The sequence below is a fragment of the Micromonospora olivasterospora genome (genome assembly GCF_007830265.1).
GTDB classification, from domain to species: domain Bacteria; phylum Actinomycetota; class Actinomycetes; order Mycobacteriales; family Micromonosporaceae; genus Micromonospora; species Micromonospora olivasterospora.
In genome coordinates this window covers 2374159-2397493 of the sequence record NZ_VLKE01000001.1, presented here as the reverse complement: position 1 = coordinate 2397493, position 23335 = coordinate 2374159, and the positions used below count along the sequence as shown (strand labels likewise).

Below are 23335 nucleotides of genomic sequence, written 5' to 3'. Positions count from 1 at the left end.
CTAGGGATCCGCGACATATCGGGCGTTATGCGGGTTGGTCGACGTGACCGGGAACGGCAGCGTGCGCTCGACGCACTTGCTCTCCGGCACCACGTCGCCGAGGCGCTCGTCCGCTTCTTTCACGCGGTATCCGTCGGGTCGGCCACCCGCCGCTCGACCGATGCCACCTGCACGTGGGCTGCAGTCTGCAACGGACCACTCAAGAACGCGGACGTTATCGCCCAGGTACACGACGCGGCCGGGCGTGGCCGTTGCGTACCACCATCCTGCGGCCGTCGGCGTCGAGCTCGTCGGCGTGCGCGGCGATGTACGCGGCGACCTCGGCCTCCAACGCCGCGGCCAGCATCCGTCGCGCACCATCACGCACGATCTCGTCGATCAACGACCCGCCGGGCGCGGCCAGTTGCGGCACCGCCGATGGCGTGGGCTCTTCCGGGTTGACTACGGTAAGCACGGGCGTACCTTCCCGACCCGCGTTAGCGCGCGGGCTCTACTCGATTCCTTGGACGTGGAACTCGCCGGAAGAGTACGCCCCCACGGCGCTCATCCACAGGTTTCGAGCATTGCTCTTCTGCTGCCTCTTGCGGGTCTTCATGTTCCCATACGCGGATGGCGAGCCAACCATCGTTCGTCAGTAGCTCGTCGGTGGAAGCGTCGCGTGCCCGGTTGCGCGCTATCTTGTCGGACCAGTAGGCGGTGTTGGCCTTTGTGTTTCTGCTGCCGTGGTGCGGGCACCCGTGCCAGAAGCACCCGTCGACGAAGACGGCGACACGGGCTGGGCCAAAGACGATGTCAGCTCGGCGACGGAGCGCCGGCACAGGGGCGGCATCGACCCGGTACCGCAGTCCGGTCGCGTGTAGCAGTCGTCGTATTGCGAGTTCGGGTTGAGTGTCGCGGGTCTGCTGCCGTTGCATCCGTCCGCGTACTTCTGGGGTGCTTGCCCAGGAGTACGCGGACGTGTCGCTGCGCGGTGTTCGACGTGCGGTGACAGGACGCCCTTGGCGCGGTTTCATCGCGTGGTTGTGGCGTCCTCGTCGGGGAGTTCAAGATCGCGGCGGTCGCGGTATGCCTGTGCCATGCGCAGCAGGCGCGGCTTGGTTCCGCCGAAGCTGACCAGGGCCTCGCCTTTGCCCAGTGTGCGGATCTGTTCGGCTAGCCGCGTGTCGTTCGGGTTGAGCTTGCGGGCTGCTGAGGCTGCGACGGTGGCGTCTGGCAGGCGGAAGCACACCTTGGTCTGGGCGTTGGTGGCGACCACATCGGGCAGGTCTCCGGGCTGCTGAGTGGCGAGCACGACGCCTAGCCCCTTCGAACGGCCTTCCCGGATCATGGTATCGACGGCCTTGAAGGCGGCGACCCGGTGGGCTTCGTCCACCACCGCGATATAGCGGACGGAGTTTGGCACGGGCGGCAGCGACTGCACTCGCAGGAGCAGGGCCGAGAGGATGAACCCGGCGGCCAGGACAGTCGTCTGACCGTTGCCTGGGATGCGGCTCAGCCCGAAGACGACGTTCTGGTCGATGACCTCGCCGAGCGGGGGGCCCTCGCGGAACAGTTCGTTGCGGGTGAGGTCGCCGATGACCCCCTTCAGGTCGTCGTCGAGCTCGTCGTCTAGCAGCCGGAGTGTCGGCCAGCGGCCCTCCTTTCGGCCGGTCGCATAGGCGCTTCGCAACGCCTTCTCCAGCTTGCCGCGCTGCCTGACGCCGATCCGGGTGAACGATTTGGTGGCGACTTCGACGGTGTCTCGCAGCTCGATGACGGCGGTGTCGACCGAGCGGTCGGTGAAGTCGTCGAGCGCGAGGGGGTTGTACGGGGCGCCGTCGTTCCAGAGGTCGAGGAACGTCGCGCCGGCCAGATGGGGGAAGCCGGTCTCGTCGCTATAGTCGTTCTTGAAGTCGGCGATGCCGAACTTGCTTCCGCTGTGGTGGGCGAGCTGTGCGAGCAGGCTCATCGTGAACTGCGTCTTGCCCATTCCCGAGCTGCCCCAGACTTCCATGTGGCCGTTCTGCAGGACACCCTGCTCCGGGCCGGCCGGATGCCAGCGCACTTCCTCGCCGGTGGTGGCGTCCCAGCCCAGGATCGGGGCACGGAACGCAGCTGGTTCTGCGGCAGCTGCTGCAGGCTGCGACTGCTTGTGGGGTTCCTCGGCTAGGGCCGGCTCGGCAGTGCTGGTTTGCTCTGGGCCAGTAGGTTGGCCGCTCGCGACGGCAGCCGCTGTCTCGCCTGGCGCAGATCGGGCAGGCTGGGGCGGTTCGTCGTCCGGGCTAGCGGCGGTTGCTGGCTGCGCCTGCTCTGCGGGCTTGGCCTCGGGCCTGCGTCGCGTGCGTCCGCCTTTGAGAGGCGGGCGCTCGGCCTCGACGGTCCTCAAGTCCGTGATACGCACCCGGGCGGCTTCGAGCAGCAGTTCCTCGGTGAGTTTGATGTTGTGCAGCACTACTGGGACGATGTCGCTGGCCACCTCCCTCGGGTAGTACTTGTCGGACACTTCCACGTTTGGACCGAATACCAGGCCCACGCCCGCCCATTCGAGAGTGCCGGTGCCGGTGCGGAACGCTTCGAGCGCCGCCAGTTCACCCGCGTCGAGCTTGAAGCGCGACTCGCGGGCGACCGAGTAGGCGGCCTCCGCAATGCGGTTGAGCCACAGGCGGCTGTGGATCGAGCCGGGCTCCGGGTAGGCGGCCCACCTCGTGGCGGCGAGCGTCTGGTTGAGCTGGTCGAGCGCGCCGGCAGCGGCGTCGGCTTCGTCGCTGCGCCTCGCCTTCACCTCGATGGCCGCGACGTGGACCCCTTCCTCGCAGGGGTCGAGTGCGATCGCGAGCAGGTCCGCGCGGCGGCCGGGGAACCAGTGCCGGTACTCGTCGAGGCTGACGAGCAGGACGCGGCACCCGGGCGGCAGGGGCCAGGGCGTGGTGGTGCGGGCGAGCAGCGAGAAGGCCACGACGTGGCCGACGAGTTCGTTGATGCCTGTGCCGCTGGTGGCGGCCTCGAGAGCCAGGATTCCGTAGCCTTGGCTGGCGACCTTGCGGAGGTCTGTTCCGACGCTGAAGGCAACGTCTCGGTCGGCGACGATGTTGGCCGCCCGGAGGCTGCGGCCGATGGCGCGGTCGGCGGGGCCGCCCGACTTCTGGCTCAGCACCAGGGACAGCGGGCTGTCGCCACCGAGGCGGCGCTCCTGGTGCAGGATGGCGATGCGGTCGGCACCGAGGGCCTGCTCGAGACTGTCGCGGGTGGCATAGCGGTCGAGGGTGGCCACCCAGAGCGCGAGGTCGTGAACCTTCCGCAGCTGCTCGGCGATGTCCATGGCTCCGGTGCGGACCTCCGGGACCGGGATCTTCTCGCCTTCTTCCGGCCAGGATTCGTCCACGGCTGCCTGCAGCTTCAGCCAGGTTATGCCGGCCTGCGTCGTCGCGGGCGGCATCAGGAGCATGCGCCGTTCCTTGCCTGGCCGCTGGGAGGTTCTGGGAGCAAAGAGGACCTCAGAGTCCTCTCGCGGAGCTGGTACCTCGGGAAACTCGATCTGGAGCCGGTTGCCGCCGTCGCTGATGCCGGTTACCAGCGCGAGGTGCACCGCCGGGTTCGGGGACCCGGGCTGCTGCAGGACATCCCGGGCACGGGCGAGGCTGTCGAGGTAGCGCAGCTCCAGCACGTCGCGGCTGTCGCGCAGTTCCTCGTCAGCGCGCGCGAGCGTCCGCCAGTGTGGCCGGTCGCTGGGCTCTTCTCCGATGCAGAACACCTCGATCTTTGCGACCGTGCCGCGGCCGGTCCTGCGGCCGATGAGCTTGACCGCCTGCGAGACGAGGAGGTCCGCTGCACCTGGGCCGTAGGCGAGGCAGCGCAGATGACCGGCGGCCTCGGGCTGCAGCGTGAGCAGCCGGACGACGACCGAGGTGAGCGCTGCGCCGGCGTAACCGCTTTCGTCGCGGGTGTTGGTTCCGCCGTAGAGGCTCCACAGCCGGCCCTCGCTGGTGGGCAGCATGGCTTTGTCCCGCAGGCAGGCACGGACGTGTGCGGGGTGGTGCGTGGCCGTCGCGCGGGCGATGCCGGCGGCTGTCGCGGCCACAGGCTTGTCCTCAGCCGTTCCAGCGGCGGCGTCAAGCAGAGACCACAGCGCGTCGAGGTACTGGGCGAGCCACTCGGCCTTCAGGGGCGCGAAGCCGGTGAGGGCCACACAGTGGGCCCGGCCTGCGACCGCGCCCGCCAGCGAGAGTGCCTCCGCCGACTCGGCCTCAACGCCGGGCGCCCGTTCGTTGCTGGCGGTGGCCCAGCTGGCAGCCCACCTTCGCAGGGGCTGGGGGTTGAGCCCTTCCTGAAGCGAGAGCCGTGCCAGCTCGCGTAGCTCGTGCGCGAGCGGCTTGAGCTCGCTCGATACCGGTTGCGCGCTCGGTGCCTCGTCGCTGCAGAACGACGAAAGGGTCGGTTCCTCTGAAGTCGCCAAGGTGAGGGCGGTCTCCTCGGCGAACAGCAGCGCGGCCCGCAGCAGCGCGGCGTCGTCGAGGTCGGGCCGCCAGTCGACCTGGACGGTAGTGCCGTCAGAGGCATAGAGCCGCAGCTGCAACAGGGCGAGCTCTCCCGACGCGAGGTCAGCGTCGTGGAACGATGCCTCGATAGTCTTGTCGGTGTCAGCCGGCTGGAGGAGGAGGCCGTCGACCTCTACCCCCCGGCTCTCGAGCCGGCGCATCAATCCGCCCAGCCGAAGCCGTGCACAGCCGAGGGTGATGATCCGCACCGCGCCGCTGCGGTTCGCCTTCGCGTTCTCTGCTGGTGGCTTCGGGCTGAGGAGGCTGATGCGCTTTAACGGCCCACCGAGCTGCTGCAGCGCCCTGATCAGGGCGCTCTCGGGGCAAGACGGGTTGCTGCCGCTGATGGCCCTGTCGCGCAGCAGCTTTTCGAGCTTGATCCTGGTCTGCCTGTCGAAGATGCCGTGTGCCTGGGCTTCGTCGAGGTCGAGCAGGTCCCGCGCGGCGTCTCGTTGCTGGGCTGAGCGGCGCAGTTCCTCAGTGCGCGAGTGGTACCTAGGCCAAGGCAGCAGCGAAATCCGCTCGTCCTCGTGCCGCCGCTGGTAGTCGACCAGCGCCTGCAGTGCGACGTCCGCGAGGTCCTTAGTGCGCTGTTCGAGGATCTCGCGGGCCTCGTCGAACTCCAGTTCCTGCAGCAGTTGCTCGCTCCCAGACTGCAGCATCGTCATCACCGCCGCTGCAGCGGCCGAAGCCTCCGAGGGCTCGTTTCGCAGCCTGGGCCGCCGGCCCAGGACCGTCTCGGCGCGCCGCCGAATCTCGGTGTAGGCAGTCGGCCGCAGGACGTCGTCGCTGGTGCGGCGGGCGGCCAGGGCGAGGTTGTCGCCGATCCGGTCGGCGTCGACCCTGTCGCCAGTGGCGGTGTCAGCGAAGGCACCCAGGTAGGGCAGGCACTTCAGCGGGTCCTCGCCAGCGGCGACCCGGTCGAAGTATGCCGCCACTTGGGCGGCACTCGGCTTGTGGGCGCTGCCCACGCGGGTGATGGCTTCTCGCACCGCTCGCACCGGGCCGTCGAGGCTTGCTGCCGGTTCTTGGCGGGCTATCGTGACCAGACCTTCGGGGGATTCCAGGAGCACGCCGGGCGACACGTTCTCGAAGAGGTTAAGGCCGCTGCGGTCCGGGACCTGCAGCCCTTCGCAAAGGACTAGCACGATTCCCTGCGGGTAACGGTTGCGCAGCCCCGTTCCGGAGCCCGTCAGCGCGTGGATGCCGAAGCGGCGGGGCGAGTCGGAAACCACGGCCAGCGGCGGGAGCTCCTCGGTCCAAGCCGTAGCCATACCTAGAGCGAGGCTGGTCGGGACGCCCTCGACGAGGACGAACTTCGAGGTGCCCCTCATGCCTCTGATGTGGGCGGCCAAGGCGCCGCCGAGCCTCTGACTCACTTGGGCCGCCTCTGCGCGCGTTCGCCCACCACGGTGGTGCGATCGGACAGGCTGAGAGCCAGTCCTGCCTCGGTCATCAGTCTCTCAGCGCGGCGGGCGTTGCGTTCGAGGCCAGCGCCGTCGACCTGGCCGCGCAGGCTCGTCGACGCCGCTGACTCTTGGTTGATCACCAGTCCCCACTCCTGTCGCACTGCTGCGAAGAACTCGTTGCTGGGCATGGGCATCCGGCTCGACAGCGCGCCCACGAGGGCAGCCAGCAGGTCGGGGGTAGCCGTCAGGTAGCGGTAGCGGGTGCCGGCGACTAGCCCTACCGACTCCAGAAGGACCCGGAACCCGTCTTCCGCCCGTCCGTAGTTCGCGCTTTCCACCGACGTGCGCGCCAGCCGCAGGTAGTCGTCGTCGGAGCTGCGGGCAGTCAGCTTGGTGAGCTGGTGCAGCAGCCCGTCCGGGCCCTTCTCCCCGTCAAGCTTGTTGCGCCGATTTTCGAACTCGTCGGCCCACACGACCGTCTTCCTCTCGACCAGCTGGCGCATGATGCGGGCGACTGTGGAGATGGTTGCCTCGTTGAGCCGGATCCGGGCCCGACGGTACGACTCCTCCGACCGCTGCCGGATCCGGTCCTGCGCACGCGGTCCCCCGCCGAAGCTCAGCAGGAGGAAACGGTCTTCCTCGGGTGTCGAGGTGGTGTCCCAGGCCACCCGCAGGGCGTGCACCGCCAGGTCCAGCGCGAGGATCGTGCGCAGCTGCCACAGCTTGGCCGGCCCGCTGGCGCCGCCCTGGCACATCACCCCCTCGGCGTGGCGGCACAGGCTGGACGCGAGGGGCTGCAGCAGCTCGTCCTCGCCCCGCTCCCAGGCGGCTTTCTCGTCGTCTTCGGTGTCCGGCGTCTTGGTGGTGAACGGCACGTCGGTCTGCAGTGCCGACTCCAGACGACGGCTGATGTCTGCCAGCGGGCTCGGCCCCGTCAGAGCCGCTTGTATGGCGGAGACCGCAGACGCGCCCTGCTCGGCCGCCTTCGGGTCCGTCGGGGCGAGGAGCAGCCGAGCGAGAGTGATCCCGCTGCCGCGCATGTATACCTTGCGCACCGTCCAGTCTGGGCGGCTCGGCGCCTTGCGCGCGTCGTACCAGAGCAGCGACTCGTGGAAGGGCCGCAGCAGCCATGCCCCCGGCTGGCCCCGCTGCGTGTCGGGGTCGACGAGACCCTGCAGGGCGCTCTGGGCCAGCGCAAGGTTCGCGCTGTTGCGGACGTCGGAACCCGAGGCGAGGATCTTGCCGTACAGGTGCGGCGTCATGTTGTCCTCGCCCGCGCGGCCCTCCCTGCCCGCCAGGAAGTTGGTGGCGAGCGCCAAGCTGCGGAGCGCGAATCGCTGCCGCTTGGGGCTGCGAAGATCGTCGGTGCGGGCCGGGGCGCGGTATCGGTTCTGGGCGAGGGTGAGCAGGGTCTCCGCACACAGCTGCGGAGCCCGCTCGTCCCGGTCGGGGTCCAAGCCGAACAAGACTTGTGCGACCCGCCCGGGGGTGAGGTTCCGGTTGTCGAGGAGCACTACGCCCTCCGGGAAGTCGCGAAGTACGGCAAGTTGACCTTGACCAGGGCCGGCGGGTCGGAGTCGGGGTCGGCGACTCGAATGGCATCGCCCGCGACCTCCGCCGAGGCGAGGCGGCTGTAGAAGCCGCGCAGGTCGTTCATCTCGGCGACGCCCTGCCCGACGGGTCCCTGAAAGTCGGCAGCCTCGCGGATGGCCTCGTACATTTTTGGCCGAATCCGCAAGGACAGGTCGTCGCGACCGTTCATGGCAAGCTCGACGTCGACGTGGTCGACGTCGAGCAGCCGCTCCACGAGCCCGCGGTCAGGGACTCGCACCGACAGCCGCTCCAGCGGCACGAGCCCGTACACCAGCGACGGTCGCGCCGGCCGGAAGGAGCCGGGGTCGCGGGCAAACAGGCACGCGGGGTCCGGCACGACGAGCCCCTCGTTCGGGCTGGAGAACCCGGTGACGAGGAAGTTGAGGCCACGGACCAGCTCTGAAATTTCGAGGACGACATCCTCGATGCGGGCGGCCTTCTGCGCCAAGCGGACGAGGTCTGCCACGTAGCGATACCCCAGCAGCCGCCTCGACGCGACGTCTGCGCTGCCCAACGCCTGGCTCGCCTCGAAGTACAGGCGCTGGCGCCACAGCACCTGGGCGGGCGCGTTGCTGTCCCTGTCTCCGGACACGAGCGCGTCCAACCCGTCGTCGACCTTCGTCGGGTCTTCGCTGGTACTGACGAGCTCACCGAGGTGGTGGAACGTCATGGTCCCTTGCTTCGTCCGCACCCTGTCCAGCGGCGAGCGGCTCCCAGCCAGGGCGAGGCTGCCGTCGGGCCCGTCATCGAGCAGCGAAGGGTCGCCGGCGAGCAGCCGAACCTCGTCGGGTGACCCGGTGGTGTCCCGCAGCCAGCCGTCGATTTCCAAGTCGCTGACGTGCCCCAGCTGCGCGGTGCGCATCCCCGACATCAGCGGTGAGCGCTCGATCGCTTCGAGAGTGAGCCCTCCGCCCACCACTCGGGTGAAGTAACCGTCGGTGGCGGTGAAGGCGGCCCTTTCCATGTCCCGCGCCGCTGTCTTGACGTGCTTGCAAGTCCGGTCACCGACGACCGCCCAGGCGAGCACCGACAAGACCTCCCGGATCGTCGGCACGGCTTCGCCAGCGCCGAGGCGGACCAGGGTCCGCAGCTGCTCGCGCACGCGCGGATTCCGCAGCGCGTCGGCGTTGCTGCGCATGGGGCAGATGCCGAGGTCGAACGGGCAGCCGTCGCAGCCGGACCACAGCTCTTCGCGCACGAGGAAGTCCAGCAGGGCGTCCCACAGCCCGGGCGCTGTCGGGCGTTGGCGGTTGACGTTGACCACCACTAGCTTGCCGACCTCGGCAGCCCCGCTGCGCAGCGCCTGCTCCAGGGCCGAGGCGAGGCCGTCGTGGTCGAGGATGTCGAGCGCGTCGCGCAGGACGCCCTCGTTTGCGCACACCAGGTACTGGTCCGATCCTGTCTCCAGGCCGTTGAGGACCGCCTGGAGCGTCGAGCGCCGCGCTGCGTCGTCCGGCAGTCCTGAGAGGTCCTTGACCACCCAGCGGCCCTCGGCGACCTGATGCAGGTCGTCACCTGCGGGAAGGTCGCCACCCACAGCGTGGCAGTACGTCTCTGCCACTGCAGTTTTGCCCGTGCCGGCGTTGCCGGTCAACACGACGGCCCCAGCTTGCCCGGATTCGGCCCACGCGGCAACGTGCTGCGCCAGGCGGGTGGGCACGTCAGCACCGAGCGCCTCGGCGAGGCGCTGGAAGTGCTCACGATAGGCACCCGCCTGGTCGGCGCTGAAAACCGACAGCGACCTCAGGGCGGCGACAACGGGCAGTTCGTCCGGCAGGTCTCGGGGGTCTGTCACTGGCCGGCTGCCTTCCTCTCGGCTTGGCGCTCGCGATGGGGGGTGGTACGGCTTGCCAGCCGGCGCGCTGCGGACAGCTCGGCTGCCTTGCGCGTCGGCACGCCTGCCGACAGCAGGACTTGCGTCAGCGCGTCGACGATCTCCCTGGCCGCCGGAGGCGGGACCGCGTTGCCGATCTGCCGGCGGACGCGAGCGTACGCCGACGCCCGGTTGCGCACAGTCCCGTGTTCGAAGACGAAGTCGTCGGGGAAACCCTGCAGCCGCGCTTTCTCGCGGTTGCTCAGCCGCCGCGGCTCGACGTGGTGGTAGCCGTGTGTTCCCCCGCCGCCGCCCGCGATCATGGTGTACGCCGGCTTGTCCGGGTCCAGCCGCCGGTAAACGTGGCTGATCAGCCCCTTGACCGCAGACGGGTGCCCTTCCGGGATGACGCCGTAGTTCGCCCCTGGTGGAATGAGCTCGAGCCTCTTGATTACCTCGGGGCCGTCGAGCCCGCGCTCGTGGTTCGGCGCGTCGTCGGGAAGCGGACTTCTGTCGAGCGCATCGGCGACTGTCACGTGTCGCCCGGCATACGTGTCCGGAATGATCGGCGGGCGGACCTTGAGGTCCCGGCGCACCCCCACGACAATGAGGCGCTCTCGGTGCTGCGGAACGCCCAGGTCCGCCATGTCGATAACCTGCGCAGACAGGTCGTACCGCACCCCTGGCCCGTTCCTTGGGCCACTCACGAAGCTCGACGGCGAACGCAGGGCGTGCCTGACGAGAGTCCACGCCGCCCCGTGGTTGGCGGAGAGCAAGCCAGGCACGTTCTCGAGCACGAACGCCGCAGGACGCAGCCCGTCCAGGAAACGCGCGACGTGGCGGAACAGGTTGCCCCGCGCGGTCTTCAGCCCATCGTGGTTCCACAGCGTGGAGTAGTCCTGGCACGGCGGCCCGGCGAGCAGGATGTCGCAGGGCACCTCCGGCACGTCGAGCTCGGCAATATCCTCGGCAACGATGTGCCGTCCCAGGTTTCGCCTGTACGTCTCCACGGCCCATGGCTCGATGTCATTGGCCCAGACGACGCCTACGCGCTTGGTTTGCTCGGCGCCGAGGTCCATGCCGCCACAGCCGGAGAACATGGAAACCGCAGCGTAGCGACCAGTTGGCCGCGCCATCAGAGCCAGCCGCCCGACCCAACGGAGCGCCCACTGCCTGCAGCAGTCCATCGGTATCTGTCGACGAACATAGAGGTCGCGTATTGCGGGGTCTTCCTGAGCATGGGGTGCACCATATCGGCAGCCTCCGACAGAAGGCGGGCCGGCCCGCACGCAGTCTACGCGCTGCGACCGTCCTCTGTGCAGCGACCAGGAACGGGCCGCAGAGAGCCCCTGACGGACTCGGCTTGGCATGCCGCGGACTTTACTTCCGCAACATCAACTGGAGCACCTGCTATGTTTCCGTCCGTGGACCACCTGAGCGAAGCCGTCGCGACCCTCGGCAAGAACGGTGTCCTCGCTCCCCTGGCAGACCTAATCCGGCAGGTGTACTGGAGGGCAGCGGACCGGCACGAGCCAGACCTGGGCGACGATGCCATGAGCTTCGGGACCACGGTCTGGCGCAACCTGACGAACCTGGGAGCCGCGCAGTTCGCCGGGCTCCCGGGCGTGGACGCCCGGATCGAAGACAACTCGTTGGAGATCCTCTGCGCCGGCTACATCGTGCGGTTGTACTCCCTGCAGGGCGGTGCCGGCGCGAGCGTCGAGTCGATCCGCTGGGAGGGCAGCGAAGCACGGCTAGGCGGGGCCGTGGAGAACAGCCGAGGCGGCCAGCTTGCTCTCGACGACGAGGAGCAGTTCCCCGAGGCTTTCACCGGAGTAGTTCCCCGCAGGCGCCACGTGCGCATCGCGCACGCCGGCGATATCGACACCGGCGAAGCGCTGGCATATCTCGGGCTGCCGCGCGACAACCGCGACGGCGGATCGCCCTGGTTCCAAGTGCAGCTCTGGCTCGGCCAGCCGGCTCACTCGGTGCTTGCACAGGCCGGCGACGGCCCGACCGTCCCAGACCCTGCACTTCCCGGCGAAGTGCCGATCCCGGACCTCGACATACTGGTCCGCCCGAAGCGACGCGGCGACGGCGTCCCGCTGTCAGCGCTCGCGTGACGGCCGCCCGCGAGCGGGCAGAAGCGCCGGCGCTGGCAGCAGCGGCATTTCAGCCGCACGCGCTGACGCTCGCGCGGCAGTGGCGACGGATCCGCAAGAAGGAGTTGGCCCGCCAAGTGGGTGTCACTGCTGCTGCAGTGAGCCAGTACGAGCTGGCGCAGTCCCGCCCGGCACCCGCGACGCTGGCCCGCCTCGCCCTCGCCCTCGCCGTCCCGGTCCGGTTCTTCGCCACCGGCATACCCGCCCCGGCCACAGCAGGACACCCGCACTTCCGCAGCCTGCGCACCACTACGCAGGCTGAGCGGGATCAAGCCCTTGCATTCGGTCAAATCGCGTGGCGCGTCGTTGACGCCATCGAACAGCACCTAGAGCTACCGGTACTTCGTCTGCCATCGATTGATCTCCCGGAGGACGCCTGCAGCCGCGACCTCGAAACGGCAGCAGTGGCCACCCGCCACGCCCTCGGTCTGGGCGACGAACCTGTGCCTCACATGGTCCGCCTGCTTGAGGCGACCGGAGTCGTCGTGCTCACGCTGCCGGACGTCTCGGAACAGGTTGACGCCTTCTCCCACTGGTACGGAACGCGACCGTTCGTATTCCTCAACCCGAGCAAGAACGACAAGGCTCGCTCCCGCATGGACGCGGCCCACGAGCTGGCTCACCTGCTGCTGCACCACGACGCCGAACCCGGCTCCCAGATCCTCGAACGGGAAGCGACAGCCTTCGGCTCCCAGATCCTCGCGCCAGACAGCCAGCTCCGAGACGAGCTTCCCGCCCGACTCGACTTCGAGCAGCTCCGGAAGACCAAACGCCGTTGGGGCCTCTCGCTCAAGGCGCTCGTGTACCGAGGCCACGCCATGGGCGTCTACAGCGACTACACATACCGGCGCGCCATGAACAAGCTCGCCGAGTGGGGCTACCCGGAGCCCGCAGAACTGGGCCCCCGCGAACAGCCCTCACTCTTAGGCAAGGCAGCTGCTGTTCTCGCTGAACAGCAGCACACTCTGACCTCCGTAGCGCGGCAGGCCGGCATGTCAGCCGACCTGCTCCAGGTAGTCCTGTCCGCAGGCTCGGAAGCTGCTCCGCGAGTCATAGTCGAGGCGTAGCTCGAGGTCGCGAAGTGCCTCCCCGCACACGTGGGCTGGCGCTGTTGCGTTGGCGGATCGGTGGGCACGCCGAGCCGCGTCACCGGGCACTGTCAGATGGCTCGGGCCAGTTCTGTGAACGCGGCGGCCACCCGCAGACCGGGCGGGCGGCGAGTTCGTAGGGTACGCGTCGGAGGTTCTGAACGAAGGCGTGGCCGGCGATGATCGTTTCCGCGGTGCGGTCGGTGCGGAGTCCGCGCATCGGTCGGAGCCTGTGCTTGAGCTGGCTGTGGTCGGCCTCGATCGGATTGTCGGCGTGTCGTTCGATGTGGTGCCACGCCGACGGGACCAGGTCGTCGAGCACCCTCGGACAGACCGGGTTCGCGTCGGTGACAACCTCGCCGGGGCGTGACCTTCCGCGTGGTCAGCGCCCGGTGGAAGTACCGCCGGGCCGCTGCGGCGTCCCGACGGGCCGAGACGAGCACGTCGATGACCTGACCATGCTGGTCCACGGTTCGGTACACGTACCGCCACATCCCGTTGACCTTGACGTAGGTTTCGTCCACGAACCAACGGTCGCCAGGTGAGTGACGAGCGAAGCGAGCGGCGTCGGCCCACAGCGGGGTGAACCGCTGCACCCGCCGGTAGACCGTTACGTGATCCACCTCGACCCCCGCTCGACCAGCAACTCCTTTACATCCCGGTACGAGAGGTCGAACCGCAGATACCAACGGACCGCCAGCACGAGCCTGCGACACGCACTCCCTCCACCCCGAGGGGGGGGGGGGGGGGGGTCGTCTGCGGGTGCTCGGTACTGGGCGCGGGGGCCCTCGACCTACTCCTGGGCGGACGGCGCATGGAGCGTTTCAGGAATGTACTCCTGATAACTCTCCCGGAGATAGCGCGTCACACGCTCATCGGTGGCCTCGTATTCAAGCTGTTTGCGGAAGAAGAACAGCTTGCGCTCCGCGGCGTCCAGTAGTTCACCCCAGCTATAGACCCACAGCTCGTACTCCTCCTGGTCGTCAGCTAGTCCCGGAGGTTTGTCGCGCTGGCGGATATCGCGGTTAATCGCTTCGTCGTAGTCATAAGTTGCGAGAATGAACTTCCACTTACACTTTACACCGCGATACTGCGGGTCATCCACAATCGCTCTAGCGTACGACTTCACCTGATCCAGCTCGGTCCGACCCACCTTGACCGTTGGGCGCTTGAGTTCCACAACAAGCCGTTCGTTGTGTCGCTCGTCGCCTATGCCTCGAAATAGCAGAATATCGACCCGACCGCTGCGCCCATCTTCACGCGCCACTCTTTCAAGTTCGTTTTCGAGGGTAACCGCTTCACCTAGGTTGTGGAGATACTCTCGAAGCACCGAGGTCAACCCAACCTCCGTGCGAGCAAGTGTCCACTCTTCGCCGAAGAGCCACAAGTTCTTGGCGATCATCGGATGGAGTTGGTCGACCTCCCTCAACTCACGGCGAAGTTGCGGATCTGCGAGCAGCTTGCGCAACCCTCCGATGAAATTGAGCCGGTCGATGATCGTGTTCGTCGCGCTGATGATGCTCGACAGTTGGGTGTCGTCAATGAGACGGCCTAGATGCGATCGCTCTTCAGGACTTAGGGATAGAACACGATCAAGGATGCCATGAAGATCGCTGGGATCTCGTTCGAGTGCAGCCTGAATCAGGTTAACGGAGAGCTGGCGGGGCGCCCCACGTGGCGGCAGAGCGGTACGTGCCACCGTAACGACGAGGTCGAACGTTTGGCGCTCGACCATCTGAGTAGGACTCGTTTCCGTCAAGTCGTACGGGTACAGACCCTCGGTCTTCAACTGCTCGACGACCTGACTAGAAATCTCGCTCCGCCGCCTTGATACATGCTTTCGAACTGCCTGCTCAGCGGCGTACAGCAAAGGTGCGTGGCTCATAGTTAACATATGAATGCCGTCAGCGGTCATGTCGCTGAAGCCGCGCCAACGCAGGTAAGGAGTGAAAGAAACTACAGCGTCATGCCAGTCTTCCCCGTACTCAGCGAGCGCAATCCCCTCCGCATTGCAGATGAGCATCTTCCGATCGGTTATGCGAGTCTTCCACTCTACAAATGTCACGATCGGTGGCGCTTCGGAAACATACTCCGGAGGCAGGTCTAGACGGAGGTCAACGATGTCCTGAATGATGTTTTCCGGATCGAGGATCACTCCGTCGTACACGACCTTGATCCCGGGGTACGCCCTCAGGTAGAACGCAAGCCTTGCAGCCAGATTGTCCGGCGCTTCTGAGCTTTCTAGAGCCCGGTGCCGCTTACCCTGAGGCACGGTAATGGCGACCTTGGTCCCTGTGCTTTCGGTTGTCTCGACCGGATCACCAATGTTCCAGACCGTTGGCCGGTTGCGGCTGACGGTGATACGGGTTTGCACATTGCGGCCATCGACCTTCGCTATCGAAGTCCACGTGAGATGCTCTCCCAGCGAAAAGGCGTACAGACGCCCCTCGCCATTCTGTCCGTGGAGAATGCGTTGATGTCCGCTAGTGTGAGTGCGACTCGACTTCCAGGTGTCGCCGTATTCACGGAAGGATTCCTGAGCCTGCTCAGGGGTGATGCCTTCGCCGTTGTCGCTAACCAAAATTCGATCGACCGCACCAGTCAAGGTGCGTTCGAGTTCAACTTCCACATACGTCGCGTTGGCATCCAGCGCATTCCAAACAAGTTCGGCTATCGCGGCGATCTGCTTCTTGTTTTGGAACTGCCTAATCTTGGGCTCACCGACTGAAAGAAGAATCTCTGCCATCGGTTACCCCCGTCGCTGTCCGAGTGCAGGCGAACGCTCAGAGTAGAGGATCTTACGAACGCCTACTGTCGGGTTCTTGTCAGTCGGAGGTCGACCCACTCCTGCCGACCTCACGATTCGTTCTGCCTGTTCAGCTCTGCCGTGACATAGGCCGCTTGGCCGACGGCCTGCTGGCGCTCCTGCGCACCATGCGCAGCGCGACCAACCACCGCGATCCTGTCCTCAGGCTGACGCCTGCGGGCGTCTAGCGATGGGGGCGAGCTTCGCAGTCCGAGTTGGAGGTCGTCACAAGCGAAGACCACCGGCAGGAAGAGACCGGTGGTCTAGCGCTTCGGTTCGGCGCTCCGCGACGTCTGATCGTGTCAGTGGTCAGGTGCTAGGCCGTGTCTCGTCGATCTTGGGCGAGGTCGCGTAGCCAGATCTTCATCGTGGCGATGTCGACGGTGGCCTGGTACATGTAGTCGCGCTTGTCGTACCTGGTCGCGACCGCCCGGAACTGCTTGAGCTTGTTGAACGCCCGCTCGGCGGTGTTGCGCTGCTTGTAGCGCTCCCGGTCGAAGGTCGGTGGCCGGCCGCCGCGGGATCCCTTCTTGCGGCGGTTGGCCGCCTGATCGGCCTTGATCGGGATCGTGGCCTTGATGCCGCGGCGGCGTAGGTGAGAACGGATGGCCTTCGAGCTGTACGCCTTGTCAGCCAGGACATGCCCGGGACGGGTACGCGGCCGGCCGACCCGGCGGGGAATCCGGATAGCGGCCATGACCTGCGTGAAGCCGGTGCAGTCGGCCCGCTGCCCGCACGTGGTGTGCCGGGCGATCGGACGGCAACGACGGTCAGCGGCCAGGTGCAGCTTGGTGGTCAATCCGCCACGGGACCGGCCGAGGGCTTCCCTTCCGCCCTTTTCGTCCCTTGCGGCTTCCCCCTTTTCGGGTGATCAGCCGCCGGGGCGTGCCGAGCACCCGCCGCGTGCTGGTGCGCCCGGATCGAGGAGGTGTCCACCCCGACCGTCCACTCGTCGCCTTCCTCGGCGTCGCAGTCGATCCGCAACGCCGCGCAGATCCGCGACCAGGTCCCGTCCATCGCCCACCTGCGTTTGCGCTGGTAGACCGTCTTCCACGGACCGAACCGCTCCGGCAGGTCACGCCACGGAATCCCGGTACGTTCCCGATACAAGATCCCCGAGACCGTCGTCCGATGGTCACGCCACCGGCCCCCACGTGGCGGATCCGCTGGCAGCAACGGCGCCAGAAGCGCCCACTCGTCATCGGTCAGCTCATGTCGTCGAGACACGCCAATCTATCTAGCAAAACCCGCCCCGAAGATCCACGAGACACGCCCTAAGCGGGTTGCCGGAAGTTTTGTCCGTAACTCGCCCGAGTTGGCGTGGTACCAACATGAAGACTCGTCGGGGGTTTGATCGAGTTTCCACACAAGATCAGCCCGACGAGGTCTTCGCCAGTATGCGCCCCCCGCACGTGTACGCCAACCTGCCCGACGAGCAGTACCACCAAATCGTGGACGCCCTGCACCGGCAGTGGCGGGTCGCCACCCGCGCGGTGATGATCCTGCTGTCCGCTGGTGGGATGCCCGCCAGCGAGATCGGCGCCCTGCTGCACTACGACCCGGCCACCGTCCGGCGATGGATCATCCGCCACGATCTGGAAGGACTCGATGGGCTGCCGACCGGCCCCGCTCCGGGCGGCCTCGGCTGGGTAGTCCCGGTCTCGGTGCCCGCATCCGTTCCCTGCTTGGCACGCCGAAGGCGTGGACCACCGCCCGGATCTGGCGGGCGTTGGGCCGCCCACCGCTGAGCCTGCGCACCGTCTATCGCCGGCTCCGTGAACAGGCACGCTGGTGCCGACCCCGCCTGATCGCCCGTGGCGATCCCCACCACGACACGATCTGCGCGGACATCCGTGCGCAGATCGAGGCCCTGCCCGCCGGGGCGGTCGTCCTCGCTGAGGACGAGACGCACCTCGACCTGCTCGCCCGGGTGCGTGCCTGTTGGATGCCCCGAGGTATCCGCCACCACGTCCTGACCCCCGGCACCAACCTGCGTCGCACCCTGCACGGCGCGGTCAACCTGGCCACCGGGGCCTGGCACTACCATGTTTCGGTCAAGAACGTGTCGGTGGTGTTCTGCTACTTCCTCGACATGCTGCTGGCGGCCTACCCCGAGGCTCCGATCGTGGCGGTGATCTGCGATAACGGCACCACCCACCACAGTGGCATCACCAAACGGTGGCTGGCTGAGCACCCTCGGCTTCTGTTGATCGAGGGAGCCAGGTACAGCCCTCAGTTGCGAGGCGGGGAAGGCCGGCTGGGCTTGGCCGATGAGGTTAGGATACGAGTCGGGTCGCTACAGTAACCGCTCATCGAATGGCAGCAGCGTGAGTTGATCGTGTTGCCATCTCTGGTAGTGGAAGTCGCCGGGGTATGTCATGATGGTTGCTCCGTGGCTGCTCGGACGCCGGCGAACTGTCGCCGACGTGTAGGGACTGCCCCGTACGAAGCTCTTACTCACAAAGGCTCTTGGAAATCCACCATGAGCGATATAGCGCCCGGACCTGCGCTACGGATCAGAAGGTTAGGGGTTCGAGTCCCTTCGGGCGCACAAGATCAGAAAGCGTCTGGCCTGCGGAAACGCGGTCAGGCGTTTTTTGTTGATCGTCCCATCTGGATGGTGGGTGTCGCGCGGGTGTCATGAATGCACCGTCACTCTCTGTAATCGAACTGGTAGACGTGGCTCGTTGACCTGCCGTTTTGTGGGTGAGCTACCGCTTCTTCGCGGTGCGGCGCTTGTTGTGTGGGCGCCGGGCAGGGCGGTTGCGGCCGGCTGTCTTCCTGATTCTCTCGCGGGTGCGTCGGGCTGCGGCTAGGACGAGTCGGGCGGTGGCTTCGGCGCAGTGGCGCTGGGCAGGCGGCAAGACGGTGGTGTAGGTGTCGGCGGTGGTGAGGATGCTGGCGTGGCCGAGGAGGTCTTGCACGGTTTTGAGGTCGGCGCCGGCTTCGTGGGCGAGGGACGCCGCGCCGTGGCGCAGGTCGTGCAGCCGGATCGGTGGCAGGTCGGCTCGTTTGACGAGTCGGGCGAAGTGTCGGGTGGCGTACTGGGGGTGCAGGGGCCTGCCGTCGGGGCGGATGAACACGTAGCCGCTGTCGTAGCAGGGTTTGCCCGCAACCGTGCGGGCGGCCTGGTTGAGGTGTTGGCGGCGCAGGTGCTCGCGGAGCACGGCCACGGTGTGCTTGTCGAGGGCGACGGCGCGCATGCCGGCGGCGGACTTCGGTTCGCCTTCGATGACGTGGTAGCCGACGGTGGCGCGGTTGCGGACGATGAACAGCACGCCGTGGTCGAGGTCGATGTCGGACCAGCGCAGGCCGCACGCTTCGCCGCGGCGCAGGCCGCGCAGGGCGATGAGCCACCACAGGGCGAACAGCCGGTCGGCGGTGACCGCGTCGAGGAACGCGGCGAGGTACGGCGCTGTCCACACCGCGACCGCCGGGTGCCGGCCGGTTGCCCGCCACTCCGCGACGCGCGCCGGGGTCCAGACCTGGGCGTGGGGCTTGCGGTAGGACGGCAGTTCGAGGTGGCGGATCGGGTTGGCCTCGAGCAGTCCGTCACGGACGGCGAGGTTGAGCGCTGCCCGCAGGGTGGTGCGCAGGTGGTGCAGGCACGAGGGGGTCTGCGGCTGGCCCCGGCCGTTGGTGCTCTGCGCGATCTCGTCGAAGCCCTTGCGGATGCGGCGGATGTTGAGGTCCTCGAGCGTGATCCTGCCCAGGTGGGGGATGAGGAACTGTTCGACGTCGCGGGTGTACGCGGCCTTGGTGGTTGGCCGGATCTTTGTGCGGGTGGACAGCCAGTACCGCAGCCACCGCTCCAGGGTCCATCCCCGCGCGGTGCGCGCTTCGCCGGTGCGGGTCAGCCATTCGTCCCGGGCCCGGCCCGCGGCGGCCTTCGACGGGAAGCCGCCGCGGCGTGCGCGCGCCGGGCCGCCGAACGCGTCGGCGGCGGAGCAGTCGAAGTACCAGCTGCCGTGCCCGCGCTCCGACAGGCGCGGGCAGTGCTGCTCGAGCCGTTTGCTGCTGACGGCGTCGCGGCAGCCGCACCGCTTATAGATCTTGCCCGTACCGGCCATGACATGTCCCCCTCACGGTCTTTGGCCTGAGTGTGCGAGCCGGTGACGCCCGTGCCAAGGACCAGGTGAGGTTGACAGCGCTCAACGGTGGGACGGGCGATCGGCCGGACACGACGCACTCGACCGTCGACGAGCCGAATCAGCGGGCCGTGTTGCCGGCAGTGCCCGTCTCGGACATCCCGGCTCCGTCGCGATCATCGCGCTGTCGCGTCGGATGGCGGGTGCCGGCTGGTCGAACCTGCCGGCCCGGTCGCCGCGAACGCAGAGGCCGCGGTGGACGGATCGCTCGAGGAGCCTTTCAGCGTGGTCTCAGGGCCGGTGGCCGATGCTGCTCGCCGCAGTCCTCGACGAAGGGGAGAGTTGTGTCCATTGCCATCGACCGGTCACGAGCTACGCGCGGGTGGTTGACGAAAGTCCCGGCGATCACTGCGACGTTCTGGGTCATCAAGGTGTTGTCGACGACGATCGGAGAGACGTTCGCGGACTATCTGACCGTGAACGTCGGTCTCGGACCTGCCGTTACCGACGCGGTCATGATCGCGGTGCTCGTCGTCGCGCTTGTCATCCAGTTCCGCACCCGCGCATGCACGCCGTGGATCTATTGGTTGTGTGTGGTGTTGGTGAGCATCGTCGGCACGCAGCTAACGGACTTCTTCACCGATGCGCTGGGCGTGAGCCTGTATCTGAGCACCGCCGTCTTCATGGTGATCCTCGCGGTCGTGTTCGCCGTCTGGTATCGCCAGGAGCGCACTCTCGCCATCACCTCCATCGACACTCCGCGCCGAGAGGCGTTCTATTGGGGCGCGATCCTCACCACGTTCGCGCTCGGTACCGCCGCCGGTGACCTCGCCACCGAGGCACTCAGCCTGGGGTTCCGCAACGGGGTGCTGATCTTCGGGGGCCTGATTCTGGCGACGTGGGTTGCCTACCGGCTGGGCGCCGGACAGGTGCTGACGTTCTGGATCGCCTACGTGCTCACCCGCCCGCTCGGCGCCTCGCTCGGTGACCTGTTGACGCAGGACAAGGAATTCGGCGGTCTGGGGCTGGGTGCGAGCGTGACCAGTGGGCTGTTCTTCGGCACGATCGTGGTCCTCGTCATCCGTGAACAGGTTCTGGTCACGCGTCATGGGGTGGCGGTAAAGGGTGGGGGGCCGCTGGGCGGCTACCGGCAGGACTACCTGTGGGCCGGCGGGGCCGTGGTCGCTGTCGCGCTGCTCGGGTGGGTGCTGCGGCCGGCCGCGGACACGACGCCGACCGCCGAGCCTGCGCCCGTGGCGACCGCACAGGCCGGCGCCCCGGCCAGCGCCCACGCCGCCCTCCCGCGGAAAGCTCATCCGACCACGAAGCTGGGCAACCTGGGCGAGTTCACGGTGATCGTCACCGACATCAAGGAGAAGGTCGCCAAGAACGACCTGGTGGGCGGGAAGGCCCGGGCGAAGGATCTCGAGGTGGCCTGGGACGACGCCGAGGCGGGGCTCAAGCCGCGCGATTCGGCGAGATGGCACCAACTCGACGACCAGATCGATGCGGTCCTGACGGCTCTGCGGGCGTCGCGTCCGGTGCGGGGCGACTGCGCCTCGGCGGTGGACACCCTGATGACGACCCTGAATCAGTTCGACGGCATCAGCTGACTCCCATCCCGGCTCGACTGTTGAGCTGGCGGCCAGGGGCGAGGCGGTGTAGGTGGATCCGAGCGACCTGGTCGGCAGTGACGCGCGGGAGCCGAGCGTCAAGCGGTACCGACCGGGGTGGGAATCAGGACAGGTCGCCGTCACCGTCGCTGCCGCGAATGCGGGTGCGGGGCAGGCGTAAGGCCGAGCGTTTCGCTGGGTTCACGGTGATCGCGGGCGTAGACGTCCCCGGGCCATCACCTCGATGGTGACGACGATGGCGGTGGCTTCGACAGTGAGGAGACCGACGAGAACGAACAGTTGGGTTATCCCCGCCGTAAGGGGACTGGCGCCGCCGAGGAGGACGCCCACGAAGGTGCCGGGGAGGGTGACCAGGCCGACGGTGCGGGTCTGGTCCAGGGCGGGGACGAGTGCCTGGCTCGCGGCGGGGCGGCAGACGAGCAGCGCGGCGTCGCGGGGCAGCAGGCCCAGCGCGAGGGCGGCTTGGACCTCGCCGCGCCGGTCGCGGAGGTCGTCGTTGAAGCGCCGCCCGGCCAGGCTGGTGGCGGTCATGGCGCCGCCGGTCAGGATGCCGGCGATCGGGATGATCGCGATGCCGCGTAGGGGCACCAGACCTGCCAGGAGCAGCGCGGCGACGACGCTCAGGCTGGCGGTGGCGATCGGGACTCCCGCCCACCAGCCGTACGGGCCGCCGGTGATCCGTCGACCGGAGGTGCCGGCGGCGACCGCGCACATGAGCAGGACGAACGCCCCGGTGGCCCACAGCGAGCCGACGATCGCGGTGATCACCAGTGACACGGCGGCCAGTTGCAGCGCGGCGCGGCCGGCGGCGATTGCGATCTGCCGGCCGTGCCCGAGCCGTCCGACGGTGGCGACGGCGGCTGCGGCGGCGGTCAGCAGCACGAGCGCGACGGCGAGTTTCGGCCCGAGCACCAGCATCGTCGAGGTCACCCGGCCAGTGTCGCCTCGGCGCCGACGGGTTGTTCAGTTGGTGCCGGATGCGCTGTTGGACGCCGTCGCGTCGGCGGCGGTGGTTGCCGAACGGCGGCGAGAGCGCAGGAACTGGATGCCGATCGGCACGACGGAGATGAGCACGATGGCGATCAGGATGAGCTCGATGTTCGTTTTGACGAAGCTGATCTGTCCGAGGAAGTAGCCGAGCACGGTGACGCCGGTGCCCCAGAGAACGCCACCGATAATGTTGTAGGTGACGAAGGTGCGATAGTGCATTCGGCTCACCCCGGCGATGACGGGCGTGAAGGTCCGCACGACCGGCACGAAGCGGGCCAGCACGATCGAGCGGGCGCCGTAGCGGGCGAAGAAGGCGTTGGCCCGGTGCACGTTCTCCTGCTTGAACAGCCGAGAGTTGGGGCGACGGAACAGGCTCGGGCCGACCCGTTTGCCGAACAGGTAGCCGACCTGGTCGCCAACCACGGCGGCGACGGCGACGAGGAGGCAGACCAGCCAGAGCGGCTGATGCAGGTAGCGGCCGTCGGCGACGAGCAGGCCGGCGGTGAACAGCAGCGAGTCGCCGGGCAGGAACAACCCGATGAGCACCCCGGACTCGGCGAAGACGATCGCGAGGATCCCGATCAGCCCGAAGGTGGAGATCAGCCATTCCGGGTCGATGAAGCTGGGGCCGGCGGCGAGCAGCGCTTGAGGCGTGGACATGGCGGGAACCTCCGAGGGGGCGGGGTGTGCTCAGGCGGTGGTGTCGAGGCGGCGGCGGGTACGGCGGTCGTAGACGCGGCCGACGATGCCGATGGTGGCGACTGCCGCGGCGGCGATGAGCGCGCCGGCAAGGATGTCGCCGGGATAGTGCACGCCGGTCCAGACGCGGGCGAAGCCGATGATGGTGGCCAGCACGCTCAGCGCTACCCCCCATCGACGGGACAGCAACGCCCCGACGGCGAACGCCACCGCGAACGCCGCGGTGGCATGGTCGCTGGGCAACGACGCTCCGGCGGCATGCGGGATCAACTGATGCACGGCATGGGTCTGGAAGGGCCGCACCTCGGTGCTGAGCGCGGCGACGGCCTGCCCGACGGCGAAGGCCAGCCCGAGAGACGCCACGACGCGCACCAGGGCGGCGCGCCCGTGCCGCAGGTGAGCCAGGACCGGGACGGCCGCGGTGGCGGCGAGCACGTAGATCAGCCACACCGCCGACCATTCGAAGACGTCGTCGACGAGGTCACTGCGGCCGGCTGTGTCGTTGACAATCTGGAACAGGTGATAGTTCATGGCTCCCC

General features: G+C 67.7%; 15 protein-coding genes and 3 pseudogenes. 4 read left to right on the top strand and 14 right to left on the bottom strand.

Translation table 11 applies throughout. The annotated features are described in order from the left end of the window. From JD77_RS34695 to JD77_RS10890, 7 genes and pseudogenes are all read right to left on the bottom strand, one after another. Positions 1–123: a hypothetical protein gene (locus JD77_RS34695; RefSeq protein WP_281292094.1), complete on the bottom strand. Its 123-nt coding sequence runs from the start codon at positions 121–123 to the stop codon at positions 1–3. Positions 124–226: 103 nt separating this feature from the next. Continuing rightward, positions 227–412, bottom strand: a pseudogene (locus tag JD77_RS10915) (IS256 family transposase); the annotation flags it as partial. Positions 413–476: 64 nt separating this feature from the next. Further along, positions 477–1013: a very short patch repair endonuclease gene (locus JD77_RS10910; RefSeq protein ID WP_145774155.1), complete on the bottom strand. Its 537-nt coding sequence runs from the start codon at positions 1011–1013 to the stop codon at positions 477–479. Next, positions 1010–5848 carry a helicase HerA-like domain-containing protein gene (locus JD77_RS10905; protein ID WP_246140617.1) on the bottom strand — a complete coding sequence of 1613 codons (4839 nt, stop codon included), beginning with the start codon at positions 5846–5848 and terminating at the stop codon, positions 1010–1012. Before JD77_RS10905 ends, JD77_RS10910 begins: the two co-directional genes overlap by 4 nt. Positions 5849–5889: 41 nt before the next feature. Then, on the bottom strand, positions 5890–7437 hold the full coding sequence (locus tag JD77_RS10900) for a BAR domain-containing protein (RefSeq protein ID WP_145774153.1): 1548 nt from the start codon (positions 7435–7437) through the stop codon (positions 5890–5892). Continuing rightward, the gene (locus JD77_RS10895; RefSeq protein ID WP_145774152.1) at positions 7437–9311 is read right to left on the bottom strand and encodes a P-loop NTPase family protein; all 1875 of its coding nucleotides are present in this window, start codon (positions 9309–9311) and stop codon (positions 7437–7439) included. Before JD77_RS10895 ends, JD77_RS10900 begins: the two co-directional genes overlap by 1 nt. Continuing rightward, positions 9308–10429 (bottom strand): DNA cytosine methyltransferase, encoded by a 1122-nt coding sequence (locus tag JD77_RS10890; protein WP_246140616.1) that lies wholly within the window; start codon positions 10427–10429, stop codon positions 9308–9310. The genes JD77_RS10895 and JD77_RS10890 overlap by 4 nt, the downstream gene beginning before the upstream one ends. Before the next feature lie 324 nt (positions 10430–10753). On the opposite strand from JD77_RS10890, the gene JD77_RS32000 reads away from it, so the two are divergent. Together JD77_RS32000 and JD77_RS31995 are read left to right on the top strand one after the other, a co-directional pair. Continuing rightward, positions 10754–11452 (top strand): hypothetical protein, encoded by a 699-nt coding sequence (locus JD77_RS32000; protein WP_170286423.1) that lies wholly within the window; start codon positions 10754–10756, stop codon positions 11450–11452. Continuing rightward, positions 11449–12558, top strand: a complete 1110-nt coding sequence (locus JD77_RS31995) for an ImmA/IrrE family metallo-endopeptidase (RefSeq protein ID WP_170286422.1) — start codon at positions 11449–11451, stop codon at positions 12556–12558. Before JD77_RS32000 ends, JD77_RS31995 begins: the two co-directional genes overlap by 4 nt. Before the next feature lie 92 nt (positions 12559–12650). Here JD77_RS31995 and JD77_RS10875 read toward each other — a convergent pair. The 3 genes and pseudogenes from JD77_RS10875 to JD77_RS10865 form a co-directional block, all read right to left on the bottom strand. Then, positions 12651–13282: pseudogene (locus JD77_RS10875) on the bottom strand (IS6 family transposase). A 90-nt stretch (positions 13283–13372) separates the two neighbouring features. Next, positions 13373–15325, bottom strand: a complete 1953-nt coding sequence (locus JD77_RS10870) for an ATP-binding protein (RefSeq protein WP_145774150.1) — start codon at positions 15323–15325, stop codon at positions 13373–13375. A gap of 376 nt (positions 15326–15701) precedes the next feature. After that, positions 15702–16612, bottom strand: a protein-coding gene (locus tag JD77_RS10865) for an IS5 family transposase (protein WP_425463562.1) whose coding sequence is annotated in 2 segments (ribosomal slippage) — positions 15702–16211 and positions 16214–16612 — 909 coding nt in all. Because the reading frame shifts where the segments join, the coding sequence is not laid out codon by codon here. Positions 16613–16782: 170 nt separating this feature from the next. On the opposite strand from JD77_RS10865, the pseudogene JD77_RS35115 reads away from it, so the two are divergent. Then, positions 16783–17621, top strand: a pseudogene (locus tag JD77_RS35115) (IS630 family transposase); the annotation flags it as partial. Positions 17622–18096: 475 nt separating this feature from the next. Here JD77_RS35115 and JD77_RS10855 read toward each other — a convergent pair. Continuing rightward, positions 18097–19455: a tyrosine-type recombinase/integrase gene (locus JD77_RS10855; RefSeq protein WP_246140613.1), complete on the bottom strand. Its 1359-nt coding sequence runs from the start codon at positions 19453–19455 to the stop codon at positions 18097–18099. Between the two features lie 404 nt (positions 19456–19859). Here JD77_RS10855 and JD77_RS10850 point away from each other — a divergent pair, with 404 nt between their 5' ends. Further along, positions 19860–21086 carry a COG4705 family protein gene (locus tag JD77_RS10850; RefSeq protein WP_145774149.1) on the top strand — a complete coding sequence of 409 codons (1227 nt, stop codon included), beginning with the start codon at positions 19860–19862 and terminating at the stop codon, positions 21084–21086. Positions 21087–21287: 201 nt separating this feature from the next. Here the strand turns inward: JD77_RS10850 and JD77_RS10845 are convergent, their stop codons facing one another. Genes JD77_RS10845 through JD77_RS10835 form a run of 3 tightly spaced genes read right to left on the bottom strand, consistent with a single transcriptional unit; the run spans position 21288 to position 23327 of the window. Then, positions 21288–22037 carry an ABC transporter permease gene (locus JD77_RS10845; protein ID WP_246140612.1) on the bottom strand — a complete coding sequence of 250 codons (750 nt, stop codon included), beginning with the start codon at positions 22035–22037 and terminating at the stop codon, positions 21288–21290. A 33-nt stretch (positions 22038–22070) separates the two neighbouring features. Continuing rightward, positions 22071–22757 (bottom strand): DedA family protein, encoded by a 687-nt coding sequence (locus JD77_RS10840; RefSeq protein ID WP_145774148.1) that lies wholly within the window; start codon positions 22755–22757, stop codon positions 22071–22073. Positions 22758–22787: 30 nt separating this feature from the next. Next, positions 22788–23327 (bottom strand): phosphatase PAP2 family protein, encoded by a 540-nt coding sequence (locus JD77_RS10835; protein WP_145774147.1) that lies wholly within the window; start codon positions 23325–23327, stop codon positions 22788–22790. Positions 23328–23335 lie beyond the last annotated feature (8 nt).

Excerpts from the sequence above, each read along its gene's own strand:
- JD77_RS10870 (WP_145774150.1), bottom strand. The coding sequence starts at position 15,325 with ATGGCAGAGATTCTTCTTTCAGTCGGTGAGCCCAAGATTAGGCAGTTC.
- JD77_RS10855 (WP_246140613.1), bottom strand. The coding sequence starts at position 19,455 with ATGGCCGGTACGGGCAAGATCTATAAGCGGTGCGGCTGCCGCGACGCC.
- JD77_RS10905 (WP_246140617.1), bottom strand. The coding sequence starts at position 5,848 with ATGAGGGGCACCTCGAAGTTCGTCCTCGTCGAGGGCGTCCCGACCAGC.
- JD77_RS10910 (WP_145774155.1), bottom strand. The coding sequence starts at position 1,013 with ATGAAACCGCGCCAAGGGCGTCCTGTCACCGCACGTCGAACACCGCGC.
- JD77_RS10890 (WP_246140616.1), bottom strand. The coding sequence starts at position 10,429 with ATGTTCTCCGGCTGTGGCGGCATGGACCTCGGCGCCGAGCAAACCAAG.
- JD77_RS10840 (WP_145774148.1), bottom strand. The coding sequence starts at position 22,757 with ATGTCCACGCCTCAAGCGCTGCTCGCCGCCGGCCCCAGCTTCATCGAC.
- JD77_RS10835 (WP_145774147.1), bottom strand. The coding sequence starts at position 23,327 with ATGAACTATCACCTGTTCCAGATTGTCAACGACACAGCCGGCCGCAGT.